Raw genomic sequence first — 25,657 nt, 5'->3', positions numbered from 1 at the left:
CGGGCATGATGACCGGTGATGAACGATCAGCAGACCGGCACCGCCAGCCCCTCCCGCCCCGCCCGAGCGGTCCGCGACCTCGCCGACGACCACGTCCGGCGCCTCGCCGAGCTCGACCCGGTCCTCGCCGGCGACCTCGGCTGGACCGAGCGGCAGGACGAGCTGCCCGACCTCTCCCCCGACGGCACCGCCGCGCTCGTCGCCGCCTGCCGGGAGACCCTGGAGCGGCTGGACACCACCACGGGCGCCCGGCAGCCCGCCGACCCCGACGAGCGTCGCTGCGCGCGGCTGCTGCGTGAGCGCCTCGGCGCCCAGCTCGACCACCTGGCCTCCGGGGAGCCGTTGCGCGCGGTGCAGGAGCTGTTCGGACCGCTGGCGACCCTGCGGACCGCGTTCACCCTCATGCCGGTCGACGGCGACGAGGACTGGGCCACCGTCGCCGCGCGGATGGCGCGGGTCCCCGAGGCACTCGCCGGGTACCGGGCGTCCCTGGCCGAGGGCCGCCGTCGCGGGCTGTTCGCCGCACCGCGCCAGGTGGTGCGGGTGACCGAGCAGATCGACGCCTGGAACGGCGACGCGGGCGGCAGTGGCTGGTTCGCCGGGTTCGCCGCGGACGCCTCCGTCGGTGACGCCGTGCGCGCCGACCTGGACCGCGGTGCGCGGGAGGCGACGGCGGCGCTGGGCGAGCTGCGGGACTGGCTGGCCGCGGAGTACCTGCCGGCGGCGGAGGGGACCCCGGACGGCCTGGGCCCCGACCGGTACCGGATCGCGAACCGGTTCTGGAACGGCGCCGACATCGACACCGTCGAGGTCTACGAGTGGGGCTGGTCGGAGTTCCGCCGGATCCGCGAGGAGATGGCCGTCGAGGCCGCGCGGATCGTGCCCGGCGGCAGCGTGCGCGAGGCGATGGAGTTCCTGGAGACCGACGGGGGCTCGACCGGGGTCGTCGTGGGCGGGGAGGCCGCCCGGGCGCACCTGCAGAAGATCATGGACGACACGATCGCCGAGCTCGACGGTGTCCACTTCGACCTGTCCGGCCGGCTTCGGGAGGTCGAGTCCCGGCTGGCGCCGGCGGGCAGCGCGGCGGCGCCGTACTACACACCACCGGCGCTGGACTTCTCGCGGCCGGGCCGGACCTGGCTGCCCGCGAGCGAGGACGACCGCTACCCGCTGTGGGACCTGATCAGCACCTGGTACCACGAGGGCGTCCCGGGCCACCACCTGCAGCTGGCGTCGTGGGCGGTGCGCAGCCGGGAGCTGTCGACGTTCCAGACGTCGCTGGTGGGCGCGGTGAGCGCGGACGTGGAGGGCTGGGCGCTCTACGCGGAGCGGCTGATGGACGAGCTGGGCCACCATTCCGACCCTGGGTCGCGGCTGGGTTACCTCAACGCCCAGATGCTGCGCGCGGTGCGTGTGGTGATCGATCTGGGGATGCACCTGTCGCTGCCGGTCCCCGACGACTCCCCGGTCGGTGCCGGTCAGCGGTGGACCCCGGAGCTGGGGCGGGAGTTCTTCGGCCGGCACGTCGGCGGCGGGGACGCGATGGCCGACTCGGAGCTGCTGCGCTACCTCGGCGGACCGGCCCAGGCGATCGGCTACAAGCTGGGCGAGCGGGCCTGGCTGACCGGGCGGGAGCGGGCCCGGGCCGCGCACGCCGCCCGCGGGGAGGAGTTCGACCTCGCCGCGTGGCACGCCGCCGCGCTCGCGCAGGGCACGCTGGGTCTCGACGACCTGGTGCCGGAGCTGGCGGCCCTGCCGGCGCGCGCCTGAGCGCACCCGGGGGCGCCGCGCGGCTCAGCCGTGTGCGGCGCCCTCGGTGACCGGCCCCGCGGGGCGCTGGGGGGTGCCGCGGCCGAGCCGGTGCGACAGGCCCCAGCAGGTGACCCGCCACAGCGCCTCGGCGACGATGCCGCCGCTCATCTTGGAGGCGCCGCGCTCGCGCTCGGTGAAGGTGATCGGGACCTCGCTGACCCGGAACCCGGCCTGCAGGGCCCGCCAGGCCATGTCCACCTGGAAGCAGTAGCCCTGGGAGGCGACCGCGTCCAGGTGCAGCTGCTCGAGCACGGTGCGCCGGTAGACGCGGTAGCCGCCGGTGATGTCGCGCAGCGGCACGCCGAGTGCGAGGCGGGAGTAGAGGTTGCCGCCGCGGGAGAGGAGCTCGCGGTGCCATGGCCAGTTCACGACGCGCCCGCCGGGCACGTAGCGGGAGCCGAGGACGACGTCGGCGTCGGTCAGGGCGGCGAGCAGCGCGGGAAGGTCCTCGGGGGCGTGCGAGCCGTCGGCGTCCATCTCGACGACGACCTGGTGCTCGCCGGTCAGCGCGTGCCGGAAGCCGTCGAGGTAGGCGGCGCCGAGGCCGTCCTTGCCGGAGCGGTGCAGGACGCGGACGCGTTCGTCGGCGGCGGCGAGGGCGTCGGCGAGCTCTCCGGTGCCGTCGGGGCTGGCGTCGTCGACGACGAGCACGTCGGCGTCGGGCAGCGCGGCGTGCAGCCGCGCGACGGCGGGACCGAGGTTCTCCCGCTCGTCGTAGGTGGGAACCACGACCAGGACCGGGCCCGGCGGTTCGACCATGCTCGTCCTCTCCCCCGCCCGATCGGTGTCGACCGGGCGACCCTACCCGTACCGACCGCACCTGCTCGGTCACCGCTCGTCGTGCTGCGGCGGAGCGCGGTCGTGCGGACAGCGTAGTGGAGCGCCGCGACCGCCCGACGCGGCGGCATCGGACGCGGGACCGGACCCGGCACGGGACGGGGGCGGCGGTCAGCGGGTCCCGGCGAGCAGATGGGCGTTGCCCAGCGCCTCCAGGACACCGCCGCGGGCCCGGCCGCCGGTGTTCTCGCCGGGGAGGAACCACTCGTAGCCGTAGGCGGCGGCGAAGCCCGCCTCGTCGACCGCGTCCGGGGCGATCTGGCTGGCGTGGGCGAGCATCGCGGCCCGCTTCACGGCGAGCTCGGCCGGGCCGCCCCCGACGGCCACGGCGATCTCGGCGGTGACCCGGCCGTAGCCGACGCCCGCGGCGTGCGCGGCGCCGTGGACGAGGTGCCGGTCGCGCGCGGCCAGCGCGAGGTGCTCCCGGTCGACGGTCATCCGGTAGCCGTGGGCGCCGGTGAGCGAGCAGGCGATGGCGCCCGCGGCGTGTGCGGCGCGGTGGTCGGGATGGCCGTAGATGCCGGCGTCGTCGTCGTGCAGGACGGTGCCCGCGCCCTCGGCGTCGATGATCTCGGCGACGGCGCGGCCGAGCGCGACGGGGTCGGCGCCGGCGAGGGCGCGCGGGTGGCGCAGGCCGGGGCCGCCGGGCAGGCCGGAGTCGCGGTGCCCGAGCAGCACCAGCCGGTGCACGCCGAGCAGGGCGGCGGCGTCGGTGAGCTCGCGGCGGCGGCGGTCGGGGACGGTCTCGCCGGGTTCCAGGGGGAGACGGGACCCGCCGAGGTCGCCGCCGGTGGCCATGACGAGGACGACGCGGGCGCCCGCGTCGGCGAGGCGGCGCAGGGTCAGGCCGGTGAAGATCGACTCGTCGTCGGGGTGGGCGTGCAGGGCCAGGACGGTCTGGCCGGAGAGGGTGTGCACCTGGTGATCGCTTCGCGTGCGGGGCCGGGGCGGCCGGTACGGACACGGGTCCGGAGCGGGTCGGTACCCGGGCGGCGCGAGCGGTCCACGGACGGTGAGCCGGGACGGCGGTGTCAGCCGCGCGGGGACGGACCCCGACGACAGCGACACGCGGCGGCGCGCACGGGGCGCGCGGCGGCGGCGGTCGTCGGCTCGATCACGCGGGAGATGATGGCAGGGGCGCCGTCACGGGTCCACACCGGGGCCCCGCGACGGCGCTCACACCGGTCAGACGGTGCTCTTCGGCATGATCAGCCAGAGCGCCAGGTAGATGACGAACTGCGGGCCGGGCAGCAGGCAGGACAGCACGAACAGGAACCGCACGGTGTTGCGACCCATCCCGAAACGGTCGGCCAGCCCGGCGCAGACCCCGGCGATCACCTTCCCGTTGCGGGGACGGACGAGACGCTGGGTCACGGGCATGTTCACGGGGTGCTCCTTCGTGGTGCGGGTGGGACCTCCCCCACCCTGGCACCACCGGGGCCCGGCGCGCTCGGGGAACACCCGGAGGGTGACCCCGAACGCGCCCCGGGGGTCGTTACAGGACGACGAGGTCGCGGGCGGTGGTGTTGAGCCGCTCCACGCCGTCGGCGGTCACGACGACGATGTCCTCGATCCGGGCGCCCCACCTGCCGGCCTGGTAGATGCCGGGCTCGATCGAGAAGGTCATGCCCTCGGTGAGGACGAGGTCGTTGCCGCCGACGATGTAGGGCTCCTCGTGCACGTCGAGGCCGATGCCGTGCCCGGTGCGGTGGATGAAGTGCTCACCGTGCCCGGCGGCGGCGATGTGCTCGCGGGCGGCGGCGTCGATGTCGGCGGCGGTGGCACCGGGCCGGACGGCGGCGACGGCGCGCTCCTGGGCCTCCTGCAGCACCGCGTAGGTCTCCTTGACGTCCGGTCCGGGCTCGCCGCCGACGGCGTAGGTGCGGGTGCAGTCGGAGTTGTAGCCGCCGGGCAGCGGTCCGCCGATGTCGATGACGACGACGTCGCCGGCCTCGATCACGCGGTCGGAGACGTCGTGGTGCGGGCTGGCGCCGTTGGGGCCGGAGCCGACGATGACGAACGCGGCCTCGGCGTGGCCCTCGGCGATGATCGCGGCGGTGATGTCGGCGCCGACCTCGGCCTCGGTGCGGCCGGGGCGCAGGAACTCGCCCATCCGCCGGTGCACCCGGTCGATGGCGGCGCCGGCCTCGCGCAGGCGGTCGATCTCGGCCGGGTCCTTGCGCATGCGGAGCTCGCGCAGCACGGTGCCGCCGAGGTACTGCGGGACGTCGGGGAAGGCGTGGCGCAGGCCGAGGACGTGGCGGGCGGGCATGTCGTCGTCGACCGACATCCGGGTGGGGCCGCCGGCGAGGTCGCTGACCAGCAGGTACGGGTCCTCGCCGTCGGTCCAGGTGACCAGGTCGATGCCGAGCGCCTCCAGCGGCACACCGGCGAACCCGGGCGCCTCCAGCGACGGGACGACGAGCGCGGGCGGCGCCCGGTGCCCGGCGGCCGGGACGATCAGGCAGGTCAGGCGCTCGTGCGAAGACCCGTCGAACCCGGTCAGGTAGCGCAGGTCGGTTCCCGGGGTCAGGAACAGCACGTCGGTGCCCTGCTCGGCGGCGTGCTCACCGGCACGGCGCAGCCGGTCGGCGAGCAGCTCGGTGGGGACGGCATCGGTCATGACCGTGAGCGTAGGCGGGCACGGGGGGTACACGACCGCCACCCGGAGCACCGCGGCGTGGGCCGGGCGGAGGCCGGTGGGCGTCCGGACGCGCTGCGTGACCGGACGCCTGCGGAGCCGGAGCGCGGGTCAGTCGGTGTCGAGTGCGGTGGGGTGCGCGGTGACGGTCCCGGCGAGCTCGACGAGCTTGACGTTGAGGTCCTGGGAGGTGCGGCGGAGCACGTCGAAGGCCTCCTCGGCGGTGAGCCCGCGGCGCGCCATCAGGATGCCCTTGGCCTGGCCGATCACGTCGCGCGAGGCGATCGCCTGGCGCAGCTGGGTCTCCTGGAGCCCGGCGTCGGACACGGCGACGCAGGTGGCCAGGGCCAGCGACGCGTGCGTGGCGAGCAGCATCAGGCGGTCGCGGTCGGCGGAGGTGAACGCCCGGCGGTCGGTGGCGTAGACGTTGAGCGCGCCGGGCAGCCGCGGCGGCTCGGCGTCGGGGATCAGCGAGACCGCCAGCACCGAGTGGAACCCGTGCTCGACGGCGGCGTGGGCGAAGTCGCTCCAGCGGCTCTCGGCGGCGAGGTCGTCGGAGGAGGCCAGCGCGGGGCCGTCGGCGCGGGCGGCCTCGACACAGGGGCCGCGGCCGCTGGTGTACTGGGCCTCGTCGATCGACGAGGCGGCGGGGTCGGTCTCGACGGGGGTGTGGAAGCGGCCGTCGTCGTCGCGGAGGGTGACGCTGACCATGTCCGCGCCGGGCACGACCCGGCGGACCGCGGCGACGACCCGGGCGAGGACGTCGGCGACCGAGCCGGAGGCGAGCAGGGCGCCGGTGAGGGCGGCGAACTCGCGGGCGAGCGGGCCGGTGTCGGCCAGGGCGTCCTCGGCGGGGCCACCGCGCTGCTCGGTGACGACGAACAGGTCCCGCTCGGCGGTCCAGTCGTCGCGCCCGGTGACCGCAGCAGGTCCGCTGTTCGTGGTGGTTCCGCTGTTCTCCACACCGGGCATTCTGCACGGTCCGCGCGGGTGCGGCGCCCACCCGGGTACGGCGACGGTGCCAGACTCGCGGCATGAGTGAGCGCCCGCTGATGCTGCTGGACTCCGCGAGCATGTACTTCCGTGCCTACTTCGGCGTGCCGGAGAGCGTCACCGCGCCGGACGGGACGCCGGTGAACGCGGTGCGCGGGTTCACCGACATGATCGCGCGGCTGGTCACCGAGCACCGCCCGGTGCGGCTGGTGGCCTGCCTCGACCTGGACTGGCGGCCGGCGTTCCGGGTGGACGCGCTGCCGTCGTACAAGGCGCACCGGGTGGAGGCGGGCCGGGCCGGCGACGAGGTGCCGGCCGGCGTGCCCGAGGAGGTGCCGGACACCCTCGCCCCGCAGGTACCGCTGATCATGGAGGTGCTGGCCGCGGCGGGGATCGCGACCGGCGGGGCCGTGGGCTGCGAGGCCGACGACGTGATCGGGACCCTGGCCCACCGGGAGGCCTCCGACCCGGTGCTGGGGGTGTCCGGGGACCGGGACCTCATGCAGATCGTGCGCGACGCCCCGCCGGTGCGGCTGCTCTACATCGGCCGCGGGCTGAACAAGGCCGAGAACCTGGGCCCGGACGACGTCGCGGAGAAGTTCGGGGTGCCCCGGGAGCGGGCGGGCGCGGCGTACGCGGAGATGGCGATGCTGCGCGGGGACCCCTCCGACGGGCTGCCCGGCGTGCCCGGGGTCGGTGCGAAGACGGCGGCGACGCTGGTCGGCCGGTTCGGCTCGTGGGCGGAGCTGCTGGCCGCGGTCGGCGACGGCGACGCCCGGATCGGGGCGGGGCCGCGGGCGAAGCTGGCGGCGGCGCGGGACTACCTCGACGTCGTCGAGCCGGTGGTGCGGGTGCGGACCGACGCCGAGGTCGACCTGAGCCGCGACGACGTGCTCCCGGCGTCGTTCGCCGACCCGGACCGGCTCGACGAGCTGGCACGGCGGTGGGGTCTGGAGTCGTCGGTGGGCCGGCTGCGGAAGGCGCTGGACGCGGCGGCGTCGTCGTGACCTGCCCGGACCACGGGCTGCCGGTCCCGCCGTCGTCGGCGTACGACGAGGCCGTGGCCCGGGAGACCGCGGTGCGCGCGGCGGCGGCCGACCCGATCACCTCCCCCCACGACGGCGCCCCCGCCGCGGTGCGGGAGGCGGTGGCGGCCGCGGTCGAGGAGCTGCGGGACGAGCTGCTGGCGCTGTCGCACGACCTGCACGCCCACCCGGAGACCGCGTTCTCCGAGCACCGCTCGGTCGCCGCGGTGGCCGCGCTGCTGGCCGGGCACGGGGTCGACGCCGCCGTCGGCGTGCACGGGCTGGACACGGCGCTGCGGGCGACGCTCGGCTCCGGGGACGGCCCGACGGTCGCGGTGCTCGCCGAGTACGACGCGCTGCCCGGCATCGGGCACGCCTGCGGGCACAACGTGATCTGCTCGGCGGCGGTGGGCGCGTTCCTGGCGCTGGCGCGGGTGCTCGCCGCGCACCCGGTGGGCGGCACCGTGGTGTTGCTCGGCACGCCGGCGGAGGAGGGCGGCGGCGGGAAGGAGACGATGGCCCGCGACGGTGCGTTCGACGGCGTCGACGCCGCGGTGATGCTGCACCCGTTCGCCCACGACATCGCCGACCACCCGTTCCTGGGGCGCCGCCAGCTGGAGGTCATCTACCACGGGGTCGCCGCGCACGCCTCGGCCCAGCCGCACCGGGGCCGCAACGCCCTGGACGCGGTCGTCCTGGGCTACCAGGGGATCGCGATGCTGCGCCAGCACATCCCCGACGCCGACCGGGTGCACGGCGTCGTCGTCGACGGCGGGCAGGCGCCCAACGTCGTGCCGGAGCGGGCGTCGGCGCGCTACTACCTGCGCTCGCAGCGCCCGGAGACGTTGCGGGACCTGACCACGCGGGTGGAGGCGATCGCCGTCGCGGCGGCGGCGATGACCGGCTGCGGCCACACCCTGGAGTGGGACCCGCGCCCGCCGTACCTGCCGATCCGCCACAACCGGACCCTCGCCGCGCGCTGGGCGGTGCACCAGGCCGGGCGGGGGCGCACGGTGTACCCGCGCGGGGTGGTGCCGGAGTCCGAGACCGGGTCGACCGACCTGGGCAACGTCTCGCTGCGGGTGCCGTCGATCCATCCGATGATCGCGATCGCGGAGCCGGGCACCGCGCTGCACACCACCGGGTTCGCCGAGGCCGCGGCGGGCGCGGCCGGGGACCGCGCGGTGCTCGACGGCGCCGCCGGGCTGGCGACGGTGGTGGCCGACCTGCTGTACGACGAGGCGCTGCGCGGGGCGGTCGCGGCGGAGTTCGCCGAGGCGGGCGGCCCGGTGGACGTGCCCGCGTTCTTCGACTGAGGCTCAGCCTCCGTGGCCTGCGGTGCGGCGCTCACGCGGCGCGGCGCGGGTGTGGATCTTCTCGCCCTGCGGGCCGAACAGACTGAGGAGCTCGACGGCGCGGTCGCGGTCGGCGGAGCCGAACCAGTGCGGGACGTGGGTGTCGAACTCGGCGGCCTCCCCGGCGCCGAGCACGACGTCGTGCCCGCCGAGGACCAGGCGCAGCCTGCCGTCGAGGACGTAGAGCCACTCGTAGCCCTCGTGCACCCGCGGGTCGGGCTCGTCGCCGCGGAACGGGATGAGCATCTTGAACGCCTGCAGCCCGCCGGGGCGCTCGGTCAGCGGGACGACGGTCATCCCGTTGGCCCGGCGCGGCCGCAGCCGCACCCGCGGGTCGCCGACCGGTGGGGCGGCGACGAGCTCGTCGAGCGGCACCTGGTGGGCGGCCGCGATCGGGAGCAGCAACTCCAGGGTCGGACGGCGCCCGCCGGACTCGAGGCGCGACAGCGTGCTCACCGAGATGCCGGTGGCCTCCGACAGGTCGGCCAGGGTCATGCCGTGCGCGGTGCGCAGCCCGGCCAGCCGGGGGCCGACGCCGGCCAGGGTGTCCGCGATCGCCTCGTCCACTCCGACAGTTTGCCATCCCGGCAACGATGTTTGCCAGTGCCGCGCTGCGGCGCGCAGGGTGGTGCCATGACCTCCTCTCCCGCAGACCCGTTCGGTGCCGCGTCCGAGCGCCGGGTCGCCGCGCTCGTCGCGGACGACCGGGTGCACGGACTCGCCACCGCCACCGCCACCACCGCTGCCGCGACGCCCATCCCGCCCACCCGACCCACCGGAGGAGCCACCGTGACCGAGGACCGCTGGTCCGCGGCGTTCTGGGACGCCCACTACGACACCCGACCGCAGATCTGGAGCGGCGACGCCAACGCCGCCCTCGTCGCCGAGGCCGCGGACCTGCCGCCCGGGCGGGCGCTCGACGTCGGCTGCGGGGAGGGCGGCGACGCGGTCTGGCTCGCCGCGCGGGGCTGGCGGGTGGACGCCGTCGACGTCTCCCCCGTCGCGGTGGAGCGGGCCCGGGCCGCCGTGCAGCGGGCCGGGTGGGCCGACGCGGTCACCCTCACCGCCGCCGATCTGCGCTCCGACCCGCCCGCCGCGGGCGTCTACGACCTGGTCAACGCCCAGTTCCTGCACCTGCCCCCGGACGTGCGCCGCCCGCTGTACGCCGCGCTCGCCGACGCCGTCGCACCCGGTGGGACGCTGCTGCTGGTGCTGCACCACCCGCGCGACCTGGCCGCCGGGATCCCGCGCCCGCCGGAGCCGGAGCTGTTCCCCGACGAGCACGAGCTCGCCGGTGCGCTCGACCCGGACCGGTGGGAGGTGCTGGTCACCGACGCGCGGCCGCGGCCGGTGACGCTGCCCGACGGCAGCACGGTGACCGGCCACGACGCGGTCGTCCGGGCCCGCCGCCGGGCCTGAGCGTCCGCGTGGCGGGCGGGGACGCTCAGAAGAACGTGCCGCACCACGGCGCCGGTCCGGGCACCGAGAACAGCGCGTCCGCCCGGACCCGGGCGCCGGGGGTGTGCTCGCGCCAGCGGCCCGCCGCCACCAGCGACGACGGCGACCGGTCGCCGAGGAACGCCGCCGCCAGTGCGTCGACGGTGCACTCCAGGTCGGGATCGGTGCCGGCGGCGGGCTCGGCGGCGCCGTCGGCGAGACGCCAGGTGCCGGTGTCGCCGAGGAACGCGTCGTGCACCCGCAGCACGACCGGTCCGCCGGGGCCCCAGGCGCGGGCCCGCAGCGCGGCGTCCGGGTCGAGCAGGCGCAGCCACAGGTCGTCGCCGCGGCCGGTGACCCGGTGGGCCCGGGAGTCGGCCAGCACCAGATCGAGGTCCTCGTCGAGGGGACGTGCCCAGCTCGTCACCGCGCCGGCCAGGTCGAGGCCGGTCAGGAACCGCCACAGCCCGGCGGTCGCGGAGGGCCCGGCGGCCCAGAGCTGCTGCAGCCGGACCTCGTCCGTGCCGCCGGTGGCCAGGTCGCCCTCCGCGACACCCCACACCACGAACCCGTCGTCGACGCCGTCGGTGCCGGTGTGCACCGCCACGCCCTTGTACTCGCCGGCGGGCGGGCCCGCGGGGCGCAGCGCCCGCCGCCACCAGCGCGCGGAGCGTGTCATCCCGCCCGGGCGGTCCGCGGCGAGGCGTTCCTGCAGGCCGGGCAGCAGCGCGGTCGCCTCGTCGGGGTCGAGCATCCGCACCGTGCCCCCGGCCGGGGCCTCCGGGCGCCACGCGGCCCCCGCCGTGACGCGGACCTGGTCGGCGCGGGAGGCGACGCCGTAGCCGTAGCGACCGTAGATGCCGGCCTCCGAGGCGCGGAGCACCGCGGCGACGTCGCCGCGGTCGCGGGCCGCGGTCAGCTGGGCGCGCATGAGCGCGGTCAGGCGCCCGGCACGGGTCCGGTCGGGTCGCACCCCGACGCCGCTCACCGCGGCGGCGGGGACCCGGGCCCCGCCGGGCAGGGTCAGCCGGGTCGGGAAGGAGTACGCCGACCCGACGAGCGCACCGGAGGGGTCCGCGACGCCGAGCCAGTGCTCGTCGGGGGCCTGCCCGTGGGCCTCCCACGCGTCGTCGGTGACCGGGCCGTGGTGCAGGGTGCCCAGGAACAGGTCGAACGCGCGGCGCCGGTCGGCGGGGTCGGTCAGGGTCCGGACCGTGTGAGGGGCGACGGTCGGCGGGGCGGGGTACGGGGCGAACGGGTCATCGGGGCTCACATCCGACGAGCCTCGCGTCCGCGCGCCCCGTGCGCCAGCCGATTACCCGGCCCGCCACCGCAGCCCGGTCAGACCCGCCCGACCTGGTAGTCGCCCTGGTCGCTGGTCACGACCACGGGGACCTCGACCTGCTCGCCGTCGACGACGGCCTGGCAGGTGAACTGCGTGCCGGCCGACACCTCGACGTCCTCCGGGCAGGCGATCGCACCGACCTGCAGGCCGTAGTCCTGGGTGAGGACCTGGTTGACCCCGGCCTGCAGCGCGGTGCGGTCGAGCCGGTCGCTGCCGAGCACGCCCGCCCAGAACAGGGCACCGACCACGAGTGCGGCCACCACCACGGCGCCGACCCCGGCCAGGATGTACAGCCGCGTCCGCGACGGGGAGCGGACCGCGTCCCGGGAGACCCAGGGCTCGTCCTCACCGGGCCCGGGGTTCTGCCACCCGCCCGGCCCGGACCCGCCGTCGGCCGGGACGGCCGCGGTGGTCTGCGCATCGGCCCAGGGCGACCCGGGTGACGACGTGGGGACGGCGTCGGTGGGGGCTCCGGTCTCGACGACCCGGCGACGGGCGCGGCGCCCGGTCGGGACGGCCCATCCGCCGTCGGTGCCGGTGTCGGAGCCCGCCTCGTCGCCCCACAGCGACTCGCCGCGGGCCGGGTCCCCGGCGGCTCCGTCGTGGGCGGCCCAGCCGCCGGTGTCGCCGCCGTGGCGTCCGCCCGCGGGCGGGACGGCGTCCCAGCCGCCGGTGCCCTGCACGGGTGCGCCGCCGGCGCCGGGGGCGGCCCAGCCGTCGCGGTCGTCGCGGTCGGGGGACCAGGCTCCGGTGGTCTCGGGGTCGGCGCCCCACCCGACGGGCGGTGGCGTGCCCCAGGCGGGGATCTCCCCGGTCCGCTCCGCGGCATCCTCGGGATGCCGGTCCGGTCCCTGCGGGTTGTTCATCGCCTACTCGTCCGCCCGTCTCTCTCGTCGTGCCGTCGTGACTGCTGGTGCTGCTCGTGACTGCTACTGCATACCGGCCGCGACCACGCCGCGCCGGACCGCACCGGAGGCCCGGTGGGCCGCCTTGCCGACCGCGCTCGACCGCCCGGCGACCCCGGCGATCTGGTCGAGCAGGTCGAGGACCTGCCGGGTCCAGCGTACGAAGTCGCCCGCGGACAGCTCGTGCCCGTTCCGTTCGGCGGCCTCCAGGACCTGTGCCAGGGACTCGCCGCGCGCCCACCGGTGCATCGGCCAGGCGAAGGCCAGGTCGGGTGCGCGGGTGCGTTCGGCCTTGTGCCGGCGCTGGTCGGCGTCGAGCTCCTCCCACAGCCGCACGGTCCGCTCCAGCGCGTCGGACACCGGGCCGGTGGGCAGCCGCGGCATCGGTGCGTCGTCGCGGCGGGACTCGTAGACCAGCGCCGAGACCACCGCGGCCAGTTCGTCGGGCTCCAGGCCCTCCCACGCGCCGTGCCGCAGGCACTCGGCGGCCAGCAGGTCCGACTCGCCCCACAGCCGGGCCAGGACCCGGCCGTGTGCGGTGATCTCCTCCTCGCCGGGCTCGGCCTCCCCTGCCGGGACGAGGTAGCCGCGCTCGGCGAGCAGCGCCCGGATCCGGTCGAACGCCCGGGCCAACGAGTGCGTCGTGGCCCGCACCTTCTGCCGCAGCGTCTCGGTCTCCCGCTCCAGCCTCGCGTGCCGCTCCGCCCAGCGGGCGTGCGCCTCGCGGTCGTCGCAGCCGTGGCAGGGGTGCGCGCGCAGGGCGCGGCGCAGTGTCGACAGCTCCGGGTCGTCCTGCACCCCGGGCCGGCGACGACGCCCGAGGGCGCGCCCCTCCCCCAGCCGGGAGGCACGCAGCGAGGAGGCCAGGTCCCGGCGGACCTGCGGGGACCGGTGCTCGACCCGCTTCGGCAGCGTGATCCGGCCCAGCACCTCTACCGCGTCCGGGAAGTCCGCCGCCGACAACCGTCCCGCCCAGCGGTCCTCGGTGCACACCAGCGGCCGGACCTCGGCGTCGCGGCCCGCGGCCGACAGCGCCCCGATCCCCGGGTCGAGCACCACGGCGATCCCGGCGCGCTTGCCCGAGGGCACCGCGATCACGTCGCCGGGGCGCAGCTCGCGCAGCGACGCCGAGGCCTCGTCGCGGGCGGCGACGGTGTTCTGGCGGCGCAGCGACTTCTCCCGGTCGGCGATGCGCCTACGCAGGTCGGCGTACTCGGCGAAGTCGCCGAGGTGGCAGCTCATCGCCTCCCGGTAGCCGTCCAGGGCCTCGGTGTTGCGGTCGATCCGCCGGGCCAGCCCGACCACCGACCGGTCCGCCTGGAACTGCCCGAAGGAGCGTTCCAGCAGCTCGCGGGCGGCGTCGGTGCCCAGGCGCCCGACCAGGTTGACCGACATGTTGTAGACCGGCCGGAACGAGCTGCGCAGCGGGTAGGTGCGGGTGGAGGCCAGCCCGCCGACCTGCTCCGGGTCCATGCCGGGTGCCCACAGCACGACGGCGTGGCCCTCGACGTCGATGCCGCGCCGCCCGGCTCGCCCGGTGAGCTGGGTGTACTCGCCGGGGGTGAGGTCGACGTGGGCCTCGCCGTTGTACTTGACCAACCGCTCCAGCACGACGGTGCGGGCGGGCATGTTGATGCCCAGCGCCAGGGTCTCGGTGGCGAACACGCAGCGCACCAGGCCGGCGACGAACAGCTCCTCGACGGTCTCCTTGAACGCCGGCAGCAGCCCGGCGTGGTGGGCGGCGACGCCGCGTTCGAGGGCCTCGCGCCACTCCCAGTACCCGAGCACGCCGAGGTCGGCCTGCGGTAGGTCGCCGGTGTGCTTCTCGACGATCCGGCGGATCTCGTCGACCTCCTCGGGCACGGTCAGGCGCACCCCGGCCCGCACGCACTGGCCGACCGCGGCGTCGCAGCCGGCGCGGGAGAAGACGAACGTGATCGCGGGCAGCAGCCCCTCGCGGTCGAGCCGGTCGATCACCTGCACCCGCGACGGCGGCCGGAACCCACCGCGCGACGGGCCGCCCCCGCGCGGCCCCCGCCCGACGACGGCCGTGGAGTCGGTCTTCCCGCCCCGGGTGCGGCCGCGCTGCGGACCACCCCGGCCGCGCGGCCCGCGGTCGCCCGCCCGGTCCGAGCCTCGTGAGGTGGTGAAGTCCCGCCGGGCCATCTCGCGGGTGTAGCGGACCAGCTCCGGGTCGACGACGACCTCACCGGGCCCGCCGGGGGTGCTCCGCTCACCGAACATGTCGAACAGCCGGTTCCCGACCATCATGTGCTGCCACAGCGGCACCGGGCGGTGCTCGTCGACCACCACGCGGGTGTCGCCGCGGACCTCGACCAGCCAGTCACCGAACTCCTCGGCGTTGCTGACCGTGGCCGAGAGCCCGACGACCGCGACGTGTTCGGGCAGCTGGAGGATGACCTCCTCCCATACCGCGCCGCGGAACCGGTCGGCCAGGTAGTGGATCTCGTCCATCACCACGTAGCCGAGGTGGTCCAGCCGCCGGTTCGCCGCCTTGTCGGAGTCGGCGTAGATCATGTTGCGGAGCACCTCGGTGGTCATCACGACCACCTGGGCATCACCGTTCACCGCGGTGTCACCGGTGAGCAGGCCGACCGCGTCCGCGCCGTAGCGGGCGACCAGGTCGGCGTACTTCTGATTGGACAGCGCCTTGATCGGCGTGGTGTAGAAGCACTTGCGGCCCTCGGACAGGGCCAGGTGCACGGCGAACTCACCCGCGACGGTCTTGCCGGCGCCGGTGGGCGCACAGAGCAGGACGCCGTGGCCGTCCTCCAGTGCCTCGCACGCCTCGCGCTGGAACGGGTCCAGGTCGAAGGGCATCAGACCGGTGAACTCGGCCAGCCGCGGATAGGCGGCGCGGGCCTTCGCCGCCGCGTACGCGGCGGCCGGGTCGGCGGCGGAACCATTCACGGCCCCAGGCTGTCACACGGCACCGACACCCTGCTCCGTCACAGGGTGAGCCGGGCCACGTGGCACCGCCGGGCTACTCCGGGTGGGCGAACTCCGCCTCGACGATGTCGGGGTTGATCTCCGTGCCGTGGTGCTCACCACGGCAGATCGCGGCCATCAGGCCGTCCTTCTCGATGTCGAACACGTGCAGCGGCAGGCCGTGGTCGCGGGCCAGGATGAACGCGGTCTGGTCCATCACGGCCAGCCGGCGCGACAGCACCTCGTCGTAGGGCAGGCGCTCGTAGCGGCGCGCGTCGGGGTTGGTGCGCGGGTCGGTGTCGTAGACGCCGTCGGTGCCGTGCTTGGCCACCAGCAGCGCGTCCGCGCCGATCTCCAGGGCGCGCTGCACGCTCGGGTAGTCGGTGGTGATGAACGGCTGCCCGTTGCCGCCGGAGAAGATCAGGATCGCGTCCTTCTCCAGGTGCCGCTTGGCGCGCAGCCGCAGGAACGGCTCGGCGACGGCGTTGATCGGGATCGCCGTCATGACGCGGACGTTCTCCTCACCACCCGCGGAGAGCTTGCCGCGCAGCAGGAGACCGTTGATCACGGTGCCGAGCATGCCGATGTTGTCGGCCTCGACGCGGTCGATCCCCCAGGTCTCGGAGCGGTTGCCGCGGAACACGTTCCCGCCGCCGACGACGACCGCGACCTGCACCCCCAGCGCACGCATCTGCCGGATCTGGTCGGCGAGGTGGGACAGGGCCTGCGCGGAGAACCCGAAGCCGTCGGCACCGGCCATCGCCTGTCCGCTGAGCTTGATGACCACCCGGTTGTACTTCATCTGTCCCGACCCGCTCCTCAGTGCCGCCCGACCCGATCCGGTGGGCAAGCCTACGGAGCCGTGCCGGACGGGGCCGCGGGGGGATCCGCGGCACCGGCCCCGGTCAGGTGATGTCGTCGTAGCGGGGCGGCTCGGGGGCGGTCCCGTTCGTCCCGGCACCCCCGGTGCGGCCGTTCCCCGCACCCGCGGTGCCGCGGTCCGGGGCGACGACGGGGGCCCGGGTGGTCGACACCGGCGCGGGGGGTTCGAGCCGGGACGGCCCCTCGAGCGGCGACGGCGTGGTGTCCAGCGGCGAGGGCTCGTCCGGGTCCAGGGAGTCCCAGCCCTCGGCGGCGCGGCGGCGGGCCCGGCGGCGGTCGGTGATCCGGCAGACCTGGATGGCGCCCTCGAACAGCAGCGTCAGCGCGAACGCCAGCGCCAGCATCGAGATCGGGTCCTGGCCGGGCGTGGCGATCGCGGCGAAGCAGAACAGCCCGAAGATCAGACCGCGCCGGGAGCGGCGGAGCAGGTCGTAGGACACGACCCCGGCCGCGTTGAGCGCGACGACCAGCAGCGGGATCAGGAAGCTGACCCCGAAGATGACGATCAGATTCACGACCAGCGAGAAGTACGACGTGCCGGTCAGCGCCGTCGTCTGGATCTCGCTACCGATGGTCAGCAGGAAGCCGAGCGCCTGCGGGATGATCAGGTAGGCGAGCACCGCGCCGGCGACGAACAGCACCGCGGCCACCGAGACGAAGCCCAGCGCGTAGCGGCGCTCCTTCCTCAGCAGGCCCGGGGTGATGAAGCCCCACAGCTGGTAGAGCCAGATCGGGCAGGCCAGGATCACCCCGGCCGTCGCCCCGACCTTCAGGCGCAGCATGAACTGGTCGAACGGGGTGGTGCCGAGCAGGGTGCAGGCGTTCGGGTCGGCCGTCAGCGACGCGCGCGCCGAGGGCGGCAGCGAGCAGTACGGCTCCTTGAGCAGCTCACCCAGGCTCGGGAAACCGAAGAACGAGACCTCGAACCAGATGTAGCCGAACACCGTCGTCACCACGATCGCGGCGAGCGAGATGCCGAGCCGGTTGCGCAGCTCGTAGAGGTGCTCGATCAGGGTCATGGTCCCGTCGGGGTTGAGCCTGCGCTTCCGACGGAACGGTGCCTTCACGGGATGGAGTGCCTCAGGCGGTCGGACCGGCGGGCCGGTCGGTGGCCTGTGCCGGCGGCTGCTGCGGCGTCTGCTGCGGGGCCGGGGCGGTCTGCTGCGGCGCCGGTGCGGCGGCGGGCAGCTCCTGGGCGGGCTTGGGCTCCTCGGCCTGCCGGCTGCGGGCGTCGTCGTCCTTGAGGCCCTTCATCTCACCCTTGAACACGCGGGCGGACTGACCGACCGACCGCGCCATCTCGGGCAGCTTCTTCGCGCCGAACAGCAGGAGCAGAACGGCGATGATGATCAGCCACTCGTAGCCACCGGGCATGGGTCCACCTCGCGTCGATCGGGCCGGGTCGACACCGAGTGTAGACACGGGCGAATCGGTCGCCCGGTCCCCCCGTCCTGGGACGTGGCTCCGGTCACCCGGTGTTCATGCCGTCGTCGCCATCCTGTCGCATTCCCCCTCCCGGGGGGGGCCGGTGTGACTCAGGGTGATGCGTCGGCGATCCGGAGGGCCTCGCGGGCCCGTTCGCGCACCGCCGTCGCCAGCTCCGTGGGCTCGACGATGCGGGCCGCGCCGCCGAGCCCCAGCACCAGGCGGACCAGCCAGTCGTCGTCGGCGAAGCGGAGCAGCACCCGCAGCCGGTCGTCGCCGCCCGCCGCGGCGGGCACCGGGTCCGGCGCGCCGGGCGGCGGGTCGCCCTCGACCAGCGCACCGGCGCCGGTGCGCACCTCGTCGACCGGGTAGTACTCGGCGACCCAGTGCGCGTCCGGGCCGAGTTCCAGGACCGCGTACCGGTGCTCGGCGCGCGGACTGAACAGCCCGTGCGAGACGTCGACGGGCCGGGCCTCGGGATGGGCGCGGGCCGGTTCGTCGAGCTCCTCGGCCTGCTCCACCCGGTCCAGGCGGAACATCCGCACGTCCTCGGCGCGGCGGCACCACGCCTCCAGGTAGCCGCGCCCGCCGCTGACCACCAGCCGCATGGGGTCGACGTCGCGGCGGGACACCGCGTCACGGCCCGCGGTGAAGTAGACGATGCGCAGCGCGCGCCCGCGGTCGAGCGCCCGGCGCACGACCGCGGTGGTGTCGCGCTCGCCGATCCCGGACTCGACGGTGACCAGACCGCCCGGACCGGCCGCCTCCCCCACCGCGGCCTCGACCTTCGCGATGGCCCGCCCGACGGCGTCGGAGTCGACCACCCCGGCGGTCTGGTGCAGCATCCGCAGCGCCACGAGCAGCGCGGTCGCCTCGGTGGTGGTCAGGCGCAGCGGCCGGGTCAGCCCGGCGTCGAAGACGACGTCGACGGTGTCCCCGGCGAAGGACAGGTCGACCAGGTCACCCGGCCCGTAACCGGGCAGCCCGCACATCCACAGCAGCTCCAGGTCCTTGCGCAGCTGCCGCTCGTCGACGCCGAAGTCCGCGGCGGCCTCGGCGACCGGTACCCCGGGGTGCGCCCGCAGGTAGGGCACCAGCGACAGCAGCCGGGGCAGGCGCTGGGCGACGCCCTGGCGGCTCACGTGCGGGTCCTGAGGGCATCGGCACCGAGCGCGGCCTCCCACAGCTCGCGCACCGCGCGGGCCAGCTCCGGCGGGTCGAGGACGGCGACGTCCGGGCCGTGCCCGGCCAGCCACCGCGCGACGGTGCCCCGGTCGCGCAGGTCCAGCTCGATCTCCACGCCCGGCCGTCCGGCGTGCTCGCGTGGCCCGCGCTCGCGGCCGGTGCGGCGCAGCCCGGCCGCGCGGCCCGCCGCGACCCAGACCCGTGCGGTGCCCGACACCGGCTGCGGTCCCGCCGAGGCACGCACCAGCGCCCGCAGGTCGACACCGTCGGGCACGGTGACCGCGCCCTCCGGTCCGACGGCACGCACCGGGCCCTCGACGCGGGAGAGCCGGAAGCAGCGCACGTCGTCGCGGTCGCGGTCGTGGCCCACCAGATACCAGCGGCCCCGGAACGACACCACGCCCCAGGGCTCGACGGTCCGCCGCACCAGCTCCCCGGTGGGGCCGCCGCGGCGGTGGTCGAAGGTGACCACGCGGCCGGTGCGCACCGCGCCCAGCAGCGGCGCGAGGGCCGGCTCGCCCGCGGCGGCGCCCGGCCGGATCGCCGCGGCCGGGGTCTCGGCGACCTCGACGCCCGCGGCGCGCAGCTTCACCAGCGCCCCGTGCGCGGCGCCGGCCAGCTCCGGGGAGTCCCACAGGTTCCCGGCCAGCGCGACGACGGTCGCCTCGTCCGGGTCGAGGTGGATCTCGCCGAGCTCGTAGTCGGCCCGGGCGATCCGGTAGCCCTCGACGGTGTCGAACACCGAGTTGTGGCCGGTCTCCAGGGGCACGCCCAGCTCGCGCAGCTCGGCCTTGTCCCGCTCGAACATCCGGAAGAACGCCTCGTCGCCGGTGCCGTCGGCGTAGCCGGGGACGATGGACCGGATCCGCTCCGCGGACAGGTACTGGCGCGTCGACATCAGGCAGAGCACCAGGTTGACCAGTCGCTCGGCGCGGGCGGAGGACACGACGGGCATCGTAGCCAGGCCGGACGGGAGGGATCGGGCGCCCCGGGCCGCGGGCACCCGGGACCGCGCCGGGGTGTCTCATCCTGCGACAGGGTCGTTGACGGCGACGCGCGTACGGAAAAGGCTCGACCCCGGGTGCGGCGCCGCGGCCGCACCGGCACGTGGAGGTGGCGCATGTCCGGTGAGCAGGAGACGTTCAACCCGTGGACCGTGGTGAACCTGGTGTTCCACCACCTGGCCGACCAGGGTCTGCACCCGGTGCTCGGGGAGACCGGGGACCCGGCCGCGGCCGCGACCGGGCTGCTGCGGTCGATGGGGATCGCCCCGGCGCCGGAGAAGGCGGGCCCGGCCGACCCGGAGGTACAGGACGAGCTGGCCGAGCTGCGCCGCCGGATCATGCCCGGGATCGAGTGATCCGGCACCGGTGATCTAGTTTGCGCTCCGCACCGGACGGACCGGTCCGCGAGGAGGGGCGCCGATGGAGCAGCAGGCCGAGCGCGCGATCGTGCAGCGGCAGCTCGAGGAGCTGCACCGGGCGGTCGGGAGCCCCGGCAGGGTGCCCGACGGGCGGGTCGTCGCGTACTACCCGCCGTCGATGGCCGGGCAGGCGCAGCTGTTCGGGCTGGCCGCCACCGACATCGAGGGCACCCAGTGGGAGGTCGGCGACGCCGGGGTCCGCTTCCCGTTGCACTCGATCTCCAAGGTGTTCACCTACGGCCTGGCGCTGGAGGACAACGGCCGCGAGGAGGTCCTGCTGCGGGTCGGGGTCGAGCCCTCCGGCGACCCGTTCAACTCGATCAGCTTCGACGAGGTCAACCACCGCCCGTTCAACCCGATGATCAACGCGGGGGCGCTGGTCGCGGTGAACCTGGTGCACGGCGCCACCAAGGAGGAGAAGGTCGAGCGGCTGCTGACCCGGCTGCGGATCTACGCGGGCAACCCCGACCTGGCCGTCGACGAGGACATCCTCGCCGAGCAACTGGTCTCCAACGACCGCAACGTCGCGCTGTCCTACCTGATGCGCAGCCTGGGGATGCTGCACGGCAACATCGAGGACAACCTGTACGTCTACCTGGCGGCCTGCTCGGTGACCGTCACCGCCGCGGAGCTGTCGACGATGGCGGCGACCCTGGCCCGGGGCGGGGCGAACCCGTTCACCGGGGTGCCTGCGCTGCCGCGGAGCTACACCCGTGACGTGCTCAGCGTGATGAGCATGTGCGGCATGTACGACGCCGCCGGGCAGTGGGCCTACGAGGTCGGCATCCCGGCCAAGTCGAGCGTGTCCGGGGCGATCCTGGCGGCGATCCCGGACGCGATCGGGGTCGGCGTCTACTCCCCCGGGCTGGACCGGCACGGCAACTCGGTGCGCGGGATCGCGGTGTGCCGGGAGCTGTCCGACCGGTTCGGGCTGCACGTGTTCGCCGACCCGTCGGAGTCGCGGCTGGGCCGGATCGTGCGCCCGGGCCGGCGGGAGGAGGCGACCGAGATGTACCCCTCCGGCGACGGCTGGCTACCCGACGGGCTCTAACGATCCGGCGCGGCGGACGAGTCCTCTGCGGGACATCGTCGTCGACACCGGGAGCAGGGCACGCATGGCCACGTTGGACGTCGTCGCGGACCGGGCGCTGCGCCGGGCCGGGGCCATCCGGTTCCACCGCCGCCACCGCGGGGAGGCGGCGGCGATCCTCGCCGCGATCGAGGCCGAGCGCGGTCCGTCCGACCCGGCGCCGGCCCGGGCGTGCGACGCCTGGGCCGGCGACGTGCTGGGCTGGCGCGGCTACGCCCCCTGGCTGCGGGTCTACGCCGCGGTGGCCGGGGAGTTCCGGGAGGGCTGGATCCCCGACAACTACTACGGCCGGGTCGTGCTCCCCGCGGTGCAGGGGCCCTACGGCGAGGTCTCGAAGCTCAAGCCGCTGTCGCGGCGGGTGCTGCAGTCCGACCTGTTCGCCGACGTCGCCTACTGGGTCAACGGCGGCCTCTACGACCGCGACCTGCGCCACCTCGACCACGCCGGGCTCGCGTCGGTGCTGTTCGCCGGCTCCGACCGGGCGGTGTTCAAGTCCGACGACTCGATCCAGGGCGCCGGGGTACGGGTGCTGCACCGGTCGGGGTTCGACCCCGACCAGCTCGGCGGGCTGCCGTCGGGGGTGTTCCAGAGCTGGGTCGACCAGCACCCGCTGCTCGCGGGGTTCACCCCGGACTCGGTGGCGACGATGCGGGTCACCACCGTCGTGACCGACGACGGCGTCGCCTCGGTCCGGGCCGCCTACCTGCGGTTCGGGCGCGCCGCCGACACCCACGTGCGCTCCGCCAGCCACGTGCGCGTCGCCGTGGACACCACGACCGGCCGGCTCGCCGACCACGGCCTGACCCCGCGCTGGACGCGCGTCGATGCCCACCCCGACTCCGGCGCGGAGTTCACGGGGACCACCGTGCCGGGCTTCGACGGGTGCGTCGCGGCGGTGCTGGAGCTGCACCGGGGGATGCCGTTCGCGCGCTGCGTGGGGTGGGACCTGGCCGTCGACGCCGACGAACGGCCCGTCGTACTGGAGTGGAACGCCGGACACAACGACATCAAGTTCTCCGAGGCCACCCAGGGCCCCTGCTTCGCGGACATGGGCTGGGAACGGCTGTGGCGACCCGCGGCCCGGATCCCGGCCCCGCGGCGGCCCGGCCCGTAGGTTCGGTCGCCGGACGCCCCCGGCCGGGGGACGACGCTCCGGTGTCATGGCCGAGCCGGGCCAGGGAAATCCGGGTGCGGCCGCCCCGCGGGGTCCGGCACCCTGCGGGGCATGGACACCTACCGGCGACCCGACGTGCCGGCCGCCGTGTTCCACGACGCCACCGGCACGGTCGTCCCGCACGGGAGCCGCTGGGGTCCGGACGGCCCGCCGGAGGACAGCTACTCGGTGGTGACCCACTCCGAGCGGTTCCGGCCGCTGCACACCGTCGCCGACGCCGTCGTCGCGCACCTGGCCGCCCGTTACGACGTCGATGTCGAGCACGAGGACGCCCCCGTCCGGGACGAGCCGGGCGCGGTCCGGGTGGCGACGCTGCGCCCGCGCGACCCGGACGCGGCCACGGTGACCCTGGTGTGGACGGATTTCCCGGGCGTCGTCGTCCGGGCCGGGCACCTGCTGTCCGCGCACCTGCCGCCGTGCGGGTGCGACGCCTGCGACGACACCTGGTCGCAGGTCGCCGACGAGCTCGAGCACACCGTCGCGGCGGTCGTCGCCGGGACGTTCCGGGAGTGGTGCACCCGTCGCGACGGCGTCACGTGGGTCGGGCACGCGCTCGGACCGCACCGCGGCAGGTCGTCGTCCGGGGAGACCGTCGCCGACGCCACGTCCGACGGCCGTGGGGCGACCGTGTGCGCCGGCCCGGGTGACGCTCCGGTCGTGTGGGCGACCTGGCCGCTGCGCCACACCTGAGCCGCGCGCTCGCTACGGTGCGACCGGACACCCCCGACGAAAGGGACACCGATGGTCGCGCAGGCCGAACGCGAACTGGTCCAGCAGCAGTTCGAGGACCTCCGCAGCACCTGCACCGCCGGCAGCGGGATCCTGCTGCCCGGCGAGGAGGTCGTCAGCTACTACCCGCCCGAGATGGAGGCCCGGGCCGAGGAGTTCGGCCTGGCCGGTACGAACGTCGACGGCACGCAGTGGCAGGTCGGCGACTGCGAGGTCCGCTTCCCGCTGCACTCGATCTCGAAGGTCTTCACCTACGGGCTCGCGCTGGAGGACAACGGCCTGGCCGAGACGCTGCGCCGGGTCGGGGTCGAGCCGTCGGGGGACCCGTTCAACTCCATCTCCTTCGACGAGACGCACCACCGCCCGTTCAACCCGATGATCAACGCGGGGGCGCTGGTCGCGGCGAACATGGTCAAGGGGGCCACCAAGGAGGAACGCGCCGAGCGGCTCCTGGAGCGCAACCGGGTCTACACCGGCAACCCGTCGCTGGAGATCGACCGCGCGGTCCTCGACGAGCAGCTGGTCTCCAACGACCGCAACCTCGGGCTCAGCTACCTCATGCGGAGCCTGGGCATGCTGCACGGCGACATCGACGACACCCTCTACGTCTACCTCGCCGCCTGCTCGATCACGGTCACCGCACCGGAGCTGTCGACGATGGGCGCCACGCTGGCCCACGGCGGGGTCAACCCGCTGACCGGGGAACGGGCGCTGCCCCGCGAGCACCTGCGCACGGTGATCAGTGTGATGAGCATGTGCGGGATGTACGACGCCGCAGGCGAGTGGGCGCACGACGTCGGCATCCCGGCCAAGAGCGGGGTGTCCGGCGGGATCATGGGGGTGCTGCCGAGCTGGTTCGGGCTGGGGGTGTACTCCCCCGGCCTGGACCGGCACGGGAACTCGGTGCGCGGCGTCGCGGTCTGCCGGGAGCTGTCGTCACGGTTCGGGCTGCACGTGTTCGCCGATCCGGAGGAATCGCGGTTCGGTCGGATCGCCCAGCCCGACTGAGCCGTACCCCGGGGTGGGTGTCCACCCACCCCGGGGCCGCGGTCAGAGCGAGGCGATCAGGCGGTCCACCCGCTCGTCGACGGCACGGAACGGGTCCTTGCACAGCACGGTGCGCTGGGCCTGGTCGTTCAGCTTCAGGTGCACCCAGTCGACGGTGAAGTCCCGCCCGGCGGCCTGCGCGGCGGCGATGAAGTCCCCGCGCAGCTTCGCCCGGGTCGTCTGCGGCGGGGTGTCCTTGGCGGCCTCGATCTCGCCGTCGTCGGTGACCCGGTCGACCAGCGCCTTGCGCTGCAGCATGTCGAACAGGCCGCGACCACGGCGGACGTCGTGGTAGGCCAGGTCCAGCTGGGCGACGCGGGCGCTGGACAGCTCCAGGTCGTGCTTGGCCCGGTAGCGCTCCACCAGCCGGTGCTTGATCGCCCAGTCGATCTCCCGGTCGATCTTCGACAGGTCCTGGGACTCGACGGCGTCGAGGGTGCGGCCCCACAGCTCGACGACGCGCGCCATCGCCGGGTCCGGGTGCCCGGTCGCCTCCAGGTACTCCACGGCGCGGGCGTGGTACTCGCGCTGGATGTCCAGCGCGGAGGCCTCCCGGCCGCCGGCCATCCGCACCGGGCGGCGCCCGGTGAGGTCGTGGCTGATCTCGCGGATCGCGCGGATCGGGTTGTCCAGGGTGAAGTCCCGGAACTGGACGCCGGCCTCGATCATCTCCAGCACCAGGGTGGCCGACCCGACCTTGAGCAGGGTCGTCACCTCGGACATGTTCGAGTCGCCGACGATCACGTGCAGCCGCCGGTAGCGCTCGGCGTCGGCGTGCGGCTCGTCGCGGGTGTTGATGATCGGCCGGGACCGGGTCGTCGCCGAGGAGACGCCCTCCCAGATGTGCTCGGCCCGCTGGGACAGGCAGTACACGGCGCCGCGCGGGGTCTGCAGGACCTTCCCGGCACCGCAGATGAGCTGGCGGGTGACCAGGAACGGCAGGAGCACGTCGGCGATCCGGGAGAACTCGCCCTGCCGCGCGACGAGGTAGTTCTCGTGGCAGCCGTAGGAGTTCCCCGCGGAGTCGGTGTTGTTCTTGAACAGGTAGATGTCCCCGCCGATGCCCTCGTCGACCAGGCGCCGCTCGGCGTCGACGAGCAGGTCCTCGAGGATCCGTTCACCGGCCTTGTCGTGCGACACGAGCTGGGTCAGCGAGTCGCACTCCGCGGTGGCGTACTCGGGGTGCGACCCGACGTCGAGGTAGAGACGGGCACCGTTGCGGAGGAAGACGTTGGAGGACCGGCCCCACGACACCACCCGGCGGAAGAGGTAGCGCGCCACCTCGTCCGGGGACAGTCGGCGCTGCCCGTGGAAGGTGCACGTGACACCGAACTCCGTCTCGACCCCGAAGATCCGACGCTGCATGCCGTTCAGGGTAGGCGCCCGACCCCCTCTACTGTCAC

24 protein-coding genes are annotated in these 25,657 nt (G+C 75.1%); 9 read left to right on the top strand and 15 right to left on the bottom strand.

Annotation, left to right across the window (positions count from 1 at the left end; all coding sequences use genetic code 11):
- The first annotated feature begins 18 nt into the window (after nt 1-18).
- Entirely contained in the window at nt 19-1,770 is a 1,752-nt protein-coding gene (locus DMP15_RS15940; RefSeq protein ID WP_337826096.1) for a DUF885 domain-containing protein, read from the top strand.
- 24 nt (nt 1,771-1,794) lie between these two features.
- Here DMP15_RS15940 and DMP15_RS15935 read toward each other — a convergent pair whose 3' ends face one another.
- The 5 genes from DMP15_RS15935 to DMP15_RS15915 form a co-directional block, all read right to left on the bottom strand.
- Nucleotides 1,795-2,571: a polyprenol monophosphomannose synthase gene (locus tag DMP15_RS15935; protein WP_337826095.1), complete on the bottom strand. Its 777-nt coding sequence runs from the start codon at nt 2,569-2,571 to the stop codon at nt 1,795-1,797.
- Between the two features lie 189 nt (nt 2,572-2,760).
- Nucleotides 2,761-3,567, bottom strand: a complete 807-nt coding sequence (locus DMP15_RS15930; RefSeq protein WP_337826094.1) for a PIG-L deacetylase family protein — start codon at nt 3,565-3,567, stop codon at nt 2,761-2,763.
- A 267-nt stretch (nt 3,568-3,834) separates the two neighbouring features.
- Entirely contained in the window at nt 3,835-4,029 is a 195-nt protein-coding gene (locus tag DMP15_RS15925; protein ID WP_073575328.1) for a PspC domain-containing protein, read from the bottom strand.
- Between the two features lie 115 nt (nt 4,030-4,144).
- On the bottom strand, nt 4,145-5,272 hold the full coding sequence (locus DMP15_RS15920) for a M24 family metallopeptidase (protein WP_073574852.1): 1,128 nt from the start codon (nt 5,270-5,272) through the stop codon (nt 4,145-4,147).
- A 129-nt stretch (nt 5,273-5,401) separates the two neighbouring features.
- Complete coding sequence (locus tag DMP15_RS15915) at nt 5,402-6,253, bottom strand: GAF and ANTAR domain-containing protein (RefSeq protein ID WP_443217631.1); 852 nt, start codon at nt 6,251-6,253, stop codon at nt 5,402-5,404.
- 71 nt (nt 6,254-6,324) lie between these two features.
- On the opposite strand from DMP15_RS15915, the gene DMP15_RS15910 reads away from it, so the two are divergent.
- Both DMP15_RS15910 and DMP15_RS15905 read left to right on the top strand, forming a co-directional pair.
- A complete protein-coding gene (locus DMP15_RS15910; protein ID WP_073574851.1) occupies nt 6,325-7,290 on the top strand; it encodes a 5'-3' exonuclease in 966 nt (321 codons plus the stop codon).
- On the top strand, nt 7,287-8,624 hold the full coding sequence (locus DMP15_RS15905) for a M20 family metallopeptidase (RefSeq protein WP_337826093.1): 1,338 nt from the start codon (nt 7,287-7,289) through the stop codon (nt 8,622-8,624). The genes DMP15_RS15910 and DMP15_RS15905 overlap by 4 nt, the downstream gene beginning before the upstream one ends.
- A 3-nt stretch (nt 8,625-8,627) precedes the next feature.
- Here the strand turns inward: DMP15_RS15905 and DMP15_RS15900 are convergent, their stop codons facing one another.
- Complete coding sequence (locus tag DMP15_RS15900; protein WP_301548889.1) at nt 8,628-9,230, bottom strand: helix-turn-helix domain-containing protein; 603 nt, start codon at nt 9,228-9,230, stop codon at nt 8,628-8,630.
- A gap of 66 nt (nt 9,231-9,296) precedes the next feature.
- Here DMP15_RS15900 and DMP15_RS15895 point away from each other — a divergent pair, with 66 nt between their 5' ends.
- Nucleotides 9,297-10,082: an SAM-dependent methyltransferase gene (locus tag DMP15_RS15895; protein WP_337826092.1), complete on the top strand. Its 786-nt coding sequence runs from the start codon at nt 9,297-9,299 to the stop codon at nt 10,080-10,082.
- Nucleotides 10,083-10,107: 25 nt separating this feature from the next.
- On the opposite strand, the gene DMP15_RS15890 is transcribed toward DMP15_RS15895, so the two are convergent.
- The 8 genes from DMP15_RS15890 to DMP15_RS15855 form a co-directional block, all read right to left on the bottom strand.
- Nucleotides 10,108-11,373 carry a GNAT family N-acetyltransferase gene (locus DMP15_RS15890; RefSeq protein WP_073574850.1) on the bottom strand — a complete coding sequence of 422 codons (1,266 nt, stop codon included), beginning with the start codon at nt 11,371-11,373 and terminating at the stop codon, nt 10,108-10,110.
- 68 nt (nt 11,374-11,441) lie between these two features.
- The gene (locus DMP15_RS15885; protein WP_337826091.1) at nt 11,442-12,311 is read right to left on the bottom strand and encodes a DUF4333 domain-containing protein; all 870 of its coding nucleotides are present in this window, start codon (nt 12,309-12,311) and stop codon (nt 11,442-11,444) included.
- Nucleotides 12,312-12,374: 63 nt separating this feature from the next.
- Nucleotides 12,375-15,281 (bottom strand): DEAD/DEAH box helicase, encoded by a 2,907-nt coding sequence (locus DMP15_RS15880; RefSeq protein ID WP_337826090.1) that lies wholly within the window; start codon nt 15,279-15,281, stop codon nt 12,375-12,377.
- Nucleotides 15,282-15,354: 73 nt separating this feature from the next.
- Nucleotides 15,355-16,101, bottom strand: coding sequence for a UMP kinase (gene pyrH, locus DMP15_RS15875; protein ID WP_062395067.1), 747 nt, complete (start codon nt 16,099-16,101; stop codon nt 15,355-15,357).
- 103 nt (nt 16,102-16,204) lie between these two features.
- The gene (gene tatC / locus DMP15_RS15870) at nt 16,205-17,200 is read right to left on the bottom strand and encodes a twin-arginine translocase subunit TatC (RefSeq protein ID WP_139282777.1); all 996 of its coding nucleotides are present in this window, start codon (nt 17,198-17,200) and stop codon (nt 16,205-16,207) included.
- 61 nt (nt 17,201-17,261) lie between these two features.
- Nucleotides 17,262-17,555: a Sec-independent protein translocase subunit TatA gene (gene tatA, locus DMP15_RS15865; RefSeq protein WP_073574847.1), complete on the bottom strand. Its 294-nt coding sequence runs from the start codon at nt 17,553-17,555 to the stop codon at nt 17,262-17,264.
- Between the two features lie 161 nt (nt 17,556-17,716).
- Complete coding sequence (locus DMP15_RS15860) at nt 17,717-18,748, bottom strand: helix-turn-helix transcriptional regulator (RefSeq protein WP_337826089.1); 1,032 nt, start codon at nt 18,746-18,748, stop codon at nt 17,717-17,719.
- Nucleotides 18,745-19,737, bottom strand: a complete 993-nt coding sequence (locus tag DMP15_RS15855) for a helix-turn-helix transcriptional regulator (protein ID WP_100880470.1) — start codon at nt 19,735-19,737, stop codon at nt 18,745-18,747. Before DMP15_RS15855 ends, DMP15_RS15860 begins: the two co-directional genes overlap by 4 nt.
- Nucleotides 19,738-19,911: 174 nt before the next feature.
- Between DMP15_RS15855 and DMP15_RS15850 the strand changes: the two genes are divergently transcribed.
- The 5 genes from DMP15_RS15850 to glsA (DMP15_RS15830) all read left to right on the top strand — a co-directional run bounded on the left by DMP15_RS15850 (nt 19,912) and on the right by glsA (DMP15_RS15830) (nt 24,215).
- Complete coding sequence (locus DMP15_RS15850) at nt 19,912-20,151, top strand: hypothetical protein (protein ID WP_073574845.1); 240 nt, start codon at nt 19,912-19,914, stop codon at nt 20,149-20,151.
- A 64-nt stretch (nt 20,152-20,215) separates the two neighbouring features.
- The gene (gene glsA, locus DMP15_RS15845) at nt 20,216-21,265 is read left to right on the top strand and encodes a glutaminase A (protein WP_337826088.1); all 1,050 of its coding nucleotides are present in this window, start codon (nt 20,216-20,218) and stop codon (nt 21,263-21,265) included.
- Nucleotides 21,266-21,329: 64 nt separating this feature from the next.
- Nucleotides 21,330-22,418 (top strand): sugar-transfer associated ATP-grasp domain-containing protein, encoded by a 1,089-nt coding sequence (locus DMP15_RS15840; RefSeq protein ID WP_337826087.1) that lies wholly within the window; start codon nt 21,330-21,332, stop codon nt 22,416-22,418.
- A gap of 111 nt (nt 22,419-22,529) precedes the next feature.
- Nucleotides 22,530-23,168 (top strand): DUF6226 family protein, encoded by a 639-nt coding sequence (locus tag DMP15_RS15835; protein ID WP_337826086.1) that lies wholly within the window; start codon nt 22,530-22,532, stop codon nt 23,166-23,168.
- 51 nt (nt 23,169-23,219) lie between these two features.
- Entirely contained in the window at nt 23,220-24,215 is a 996-nt protein-coding gene (glsA, locus tag DMP15_RS15830) for a glutaminase A (protein WP_337826085.1), read from the top strand.
- Nucleotides 24,216-24,257: 42 nt separating this feature from the next.
- On the opposite strand, the gene pafA is transcribed toward glsA (DMP15_RS15830), so the two are convergent.
- Nucleotides 24,258-25,619: a Pup--protein ligase gene (gene pafA / locus DMP15_RS15825; RefSeq protein WP_073574841.1), complete on the bottom strand. Its 1,362-nt coding sequence runs from the start codon at nt 25,617-25,619 to the stop codon at nt 24,258-24,260.
- Nucleotides 25,620-25,657 lie beyond the last annotated feature (38 nt).

This window comes from Pseudonocardia sp. UM4_GMWB1 (assembly GCF_017312155.1).
Classification (GTDB): domain Bacteria; phylum Actinomycetota; class Actinomycetes; order Mycobacteriales; family Pseudonocardiaceae; genus Pseudonocardia; species Pseudonocardia alni.
This window is presented reverse-complemented; position numbering and strand designations above follow the sequence as displayed.

Excerpts from the sequence above, each read along its gene's own strand:
- DMP15_RS15940 (WP_337826096.1), top strand. The coding sequence starts at position 19 with ATGAACGATCAGCAGACCGGCACCGCCAGCCCCTCCCGCCCCGCCCGA.
- DMP15_RS15935 (WP_337826095.1), bottom strand. The coding sequence starts at position 2,571 with ATGGTCGAACCGCCGGGCCCGGTCCTGGTCGTGGTTCCCACCTACGAC.
- DMP15_RS15925 (WP_073575328.1), bottom strand. The coding sequence starts at position 4,029 with ATGCCCGTGACCCAGCGTCTCGTCCGTCCCCGCAACGGGAAGGTGATC.
- DMP15_RS15920 (WP_073574852.1), bottom strand. The coding sequence starts at position 5,272 with ATGACCGATGCCGTCCCCACCGAGCTGCTCGCCGACCGGCTGCGCCGT.
- DMP15_RS15910 (WP_073574851.1), top strand. The coding sequence starts at position 6,325 with ATGAGTGAGCGCCCGCTGATGCTGCTGGACTCCGCGAGCATGTACTTC.
- DMP15_RS15895 (WP_337826092.1), top strand. The coding sequence starts at position 9,297 with ATGACCTCCTCTCCCGCAGACCCGTTCGGTGCCGCGTCCGAGCGCCGG.
- DMP15_RS15885 (WP_337826091.1), bottom strand. The coding sequence starts at position 12,311 with ATGAACAACCCGCAGGGACCGGACCGGCATCCCGAGGATGCCGCGGAG.
- pyrH (WP_062395067.1), bottom strand. The coding sequence starts at position 16,101 with ATGAAGTACAACCGGGTGGTCATCAAGCTCAGCGGACAGGCGATGGCC.
- tatC (WP_139282777.1), bottom strand. The coding sequence starts at position 17,200 with ATGACCCTGATCGAGCACCTCTACGAGCTGCGCAACCGGCTCGGCATC.
- tatA (WP_073574847.1), bottom strand. The coding sequence starts at position 17,555 with ATGCCCGGTGGCTACGAGTGGCTGATCATCATCGCCGTTCTGCTCCTG.
- DMP15_RS15850 (WP_073574845.1), top strand. The coding sequence starts at position 19,912 with ATGTCCGGTGAGCAGGAGACGTTCAACCCGTGGACCGTGGTGAACCTG.
- glsA (WP_337826088.1), top strand. The coding sequence starts at position 20,216 with ATGGAGCAGCAGGCCGAGCGCGCGATCGTGCAGCGGCAGCTCGAGGAG.
- DMP15_RS15840 (WP_337826087.1), top strand. The coding sequence starts at position 21,330 with ATGGCCACGTTGGACGTCGTCGCGGACCGGGCGCTGCGCCGGGCCGGG.
- DMP15_RS15835 (WP_337826086.1), top strand. The coding sequence starts at position 22,530 with ATGGACACCTACCGGCGACCCGACGTGCCGGCCGCCGTGTTCCACGAC.
- glsA (WP_337826085.1), top strand. The coding sequence starts at position 23,220 with ATGGTCGCGCAGGCCGAACGCGAACTGGTCCAGCAGCAGTTCGAGGAC.
- pafA (WP_073574841.1), bottom strand. The coding sequence starts at position 25,619 with ATGCAGCGTCGGATCTTCGGGGTCGAGACGGAGTTCGGTGTCACGTGC.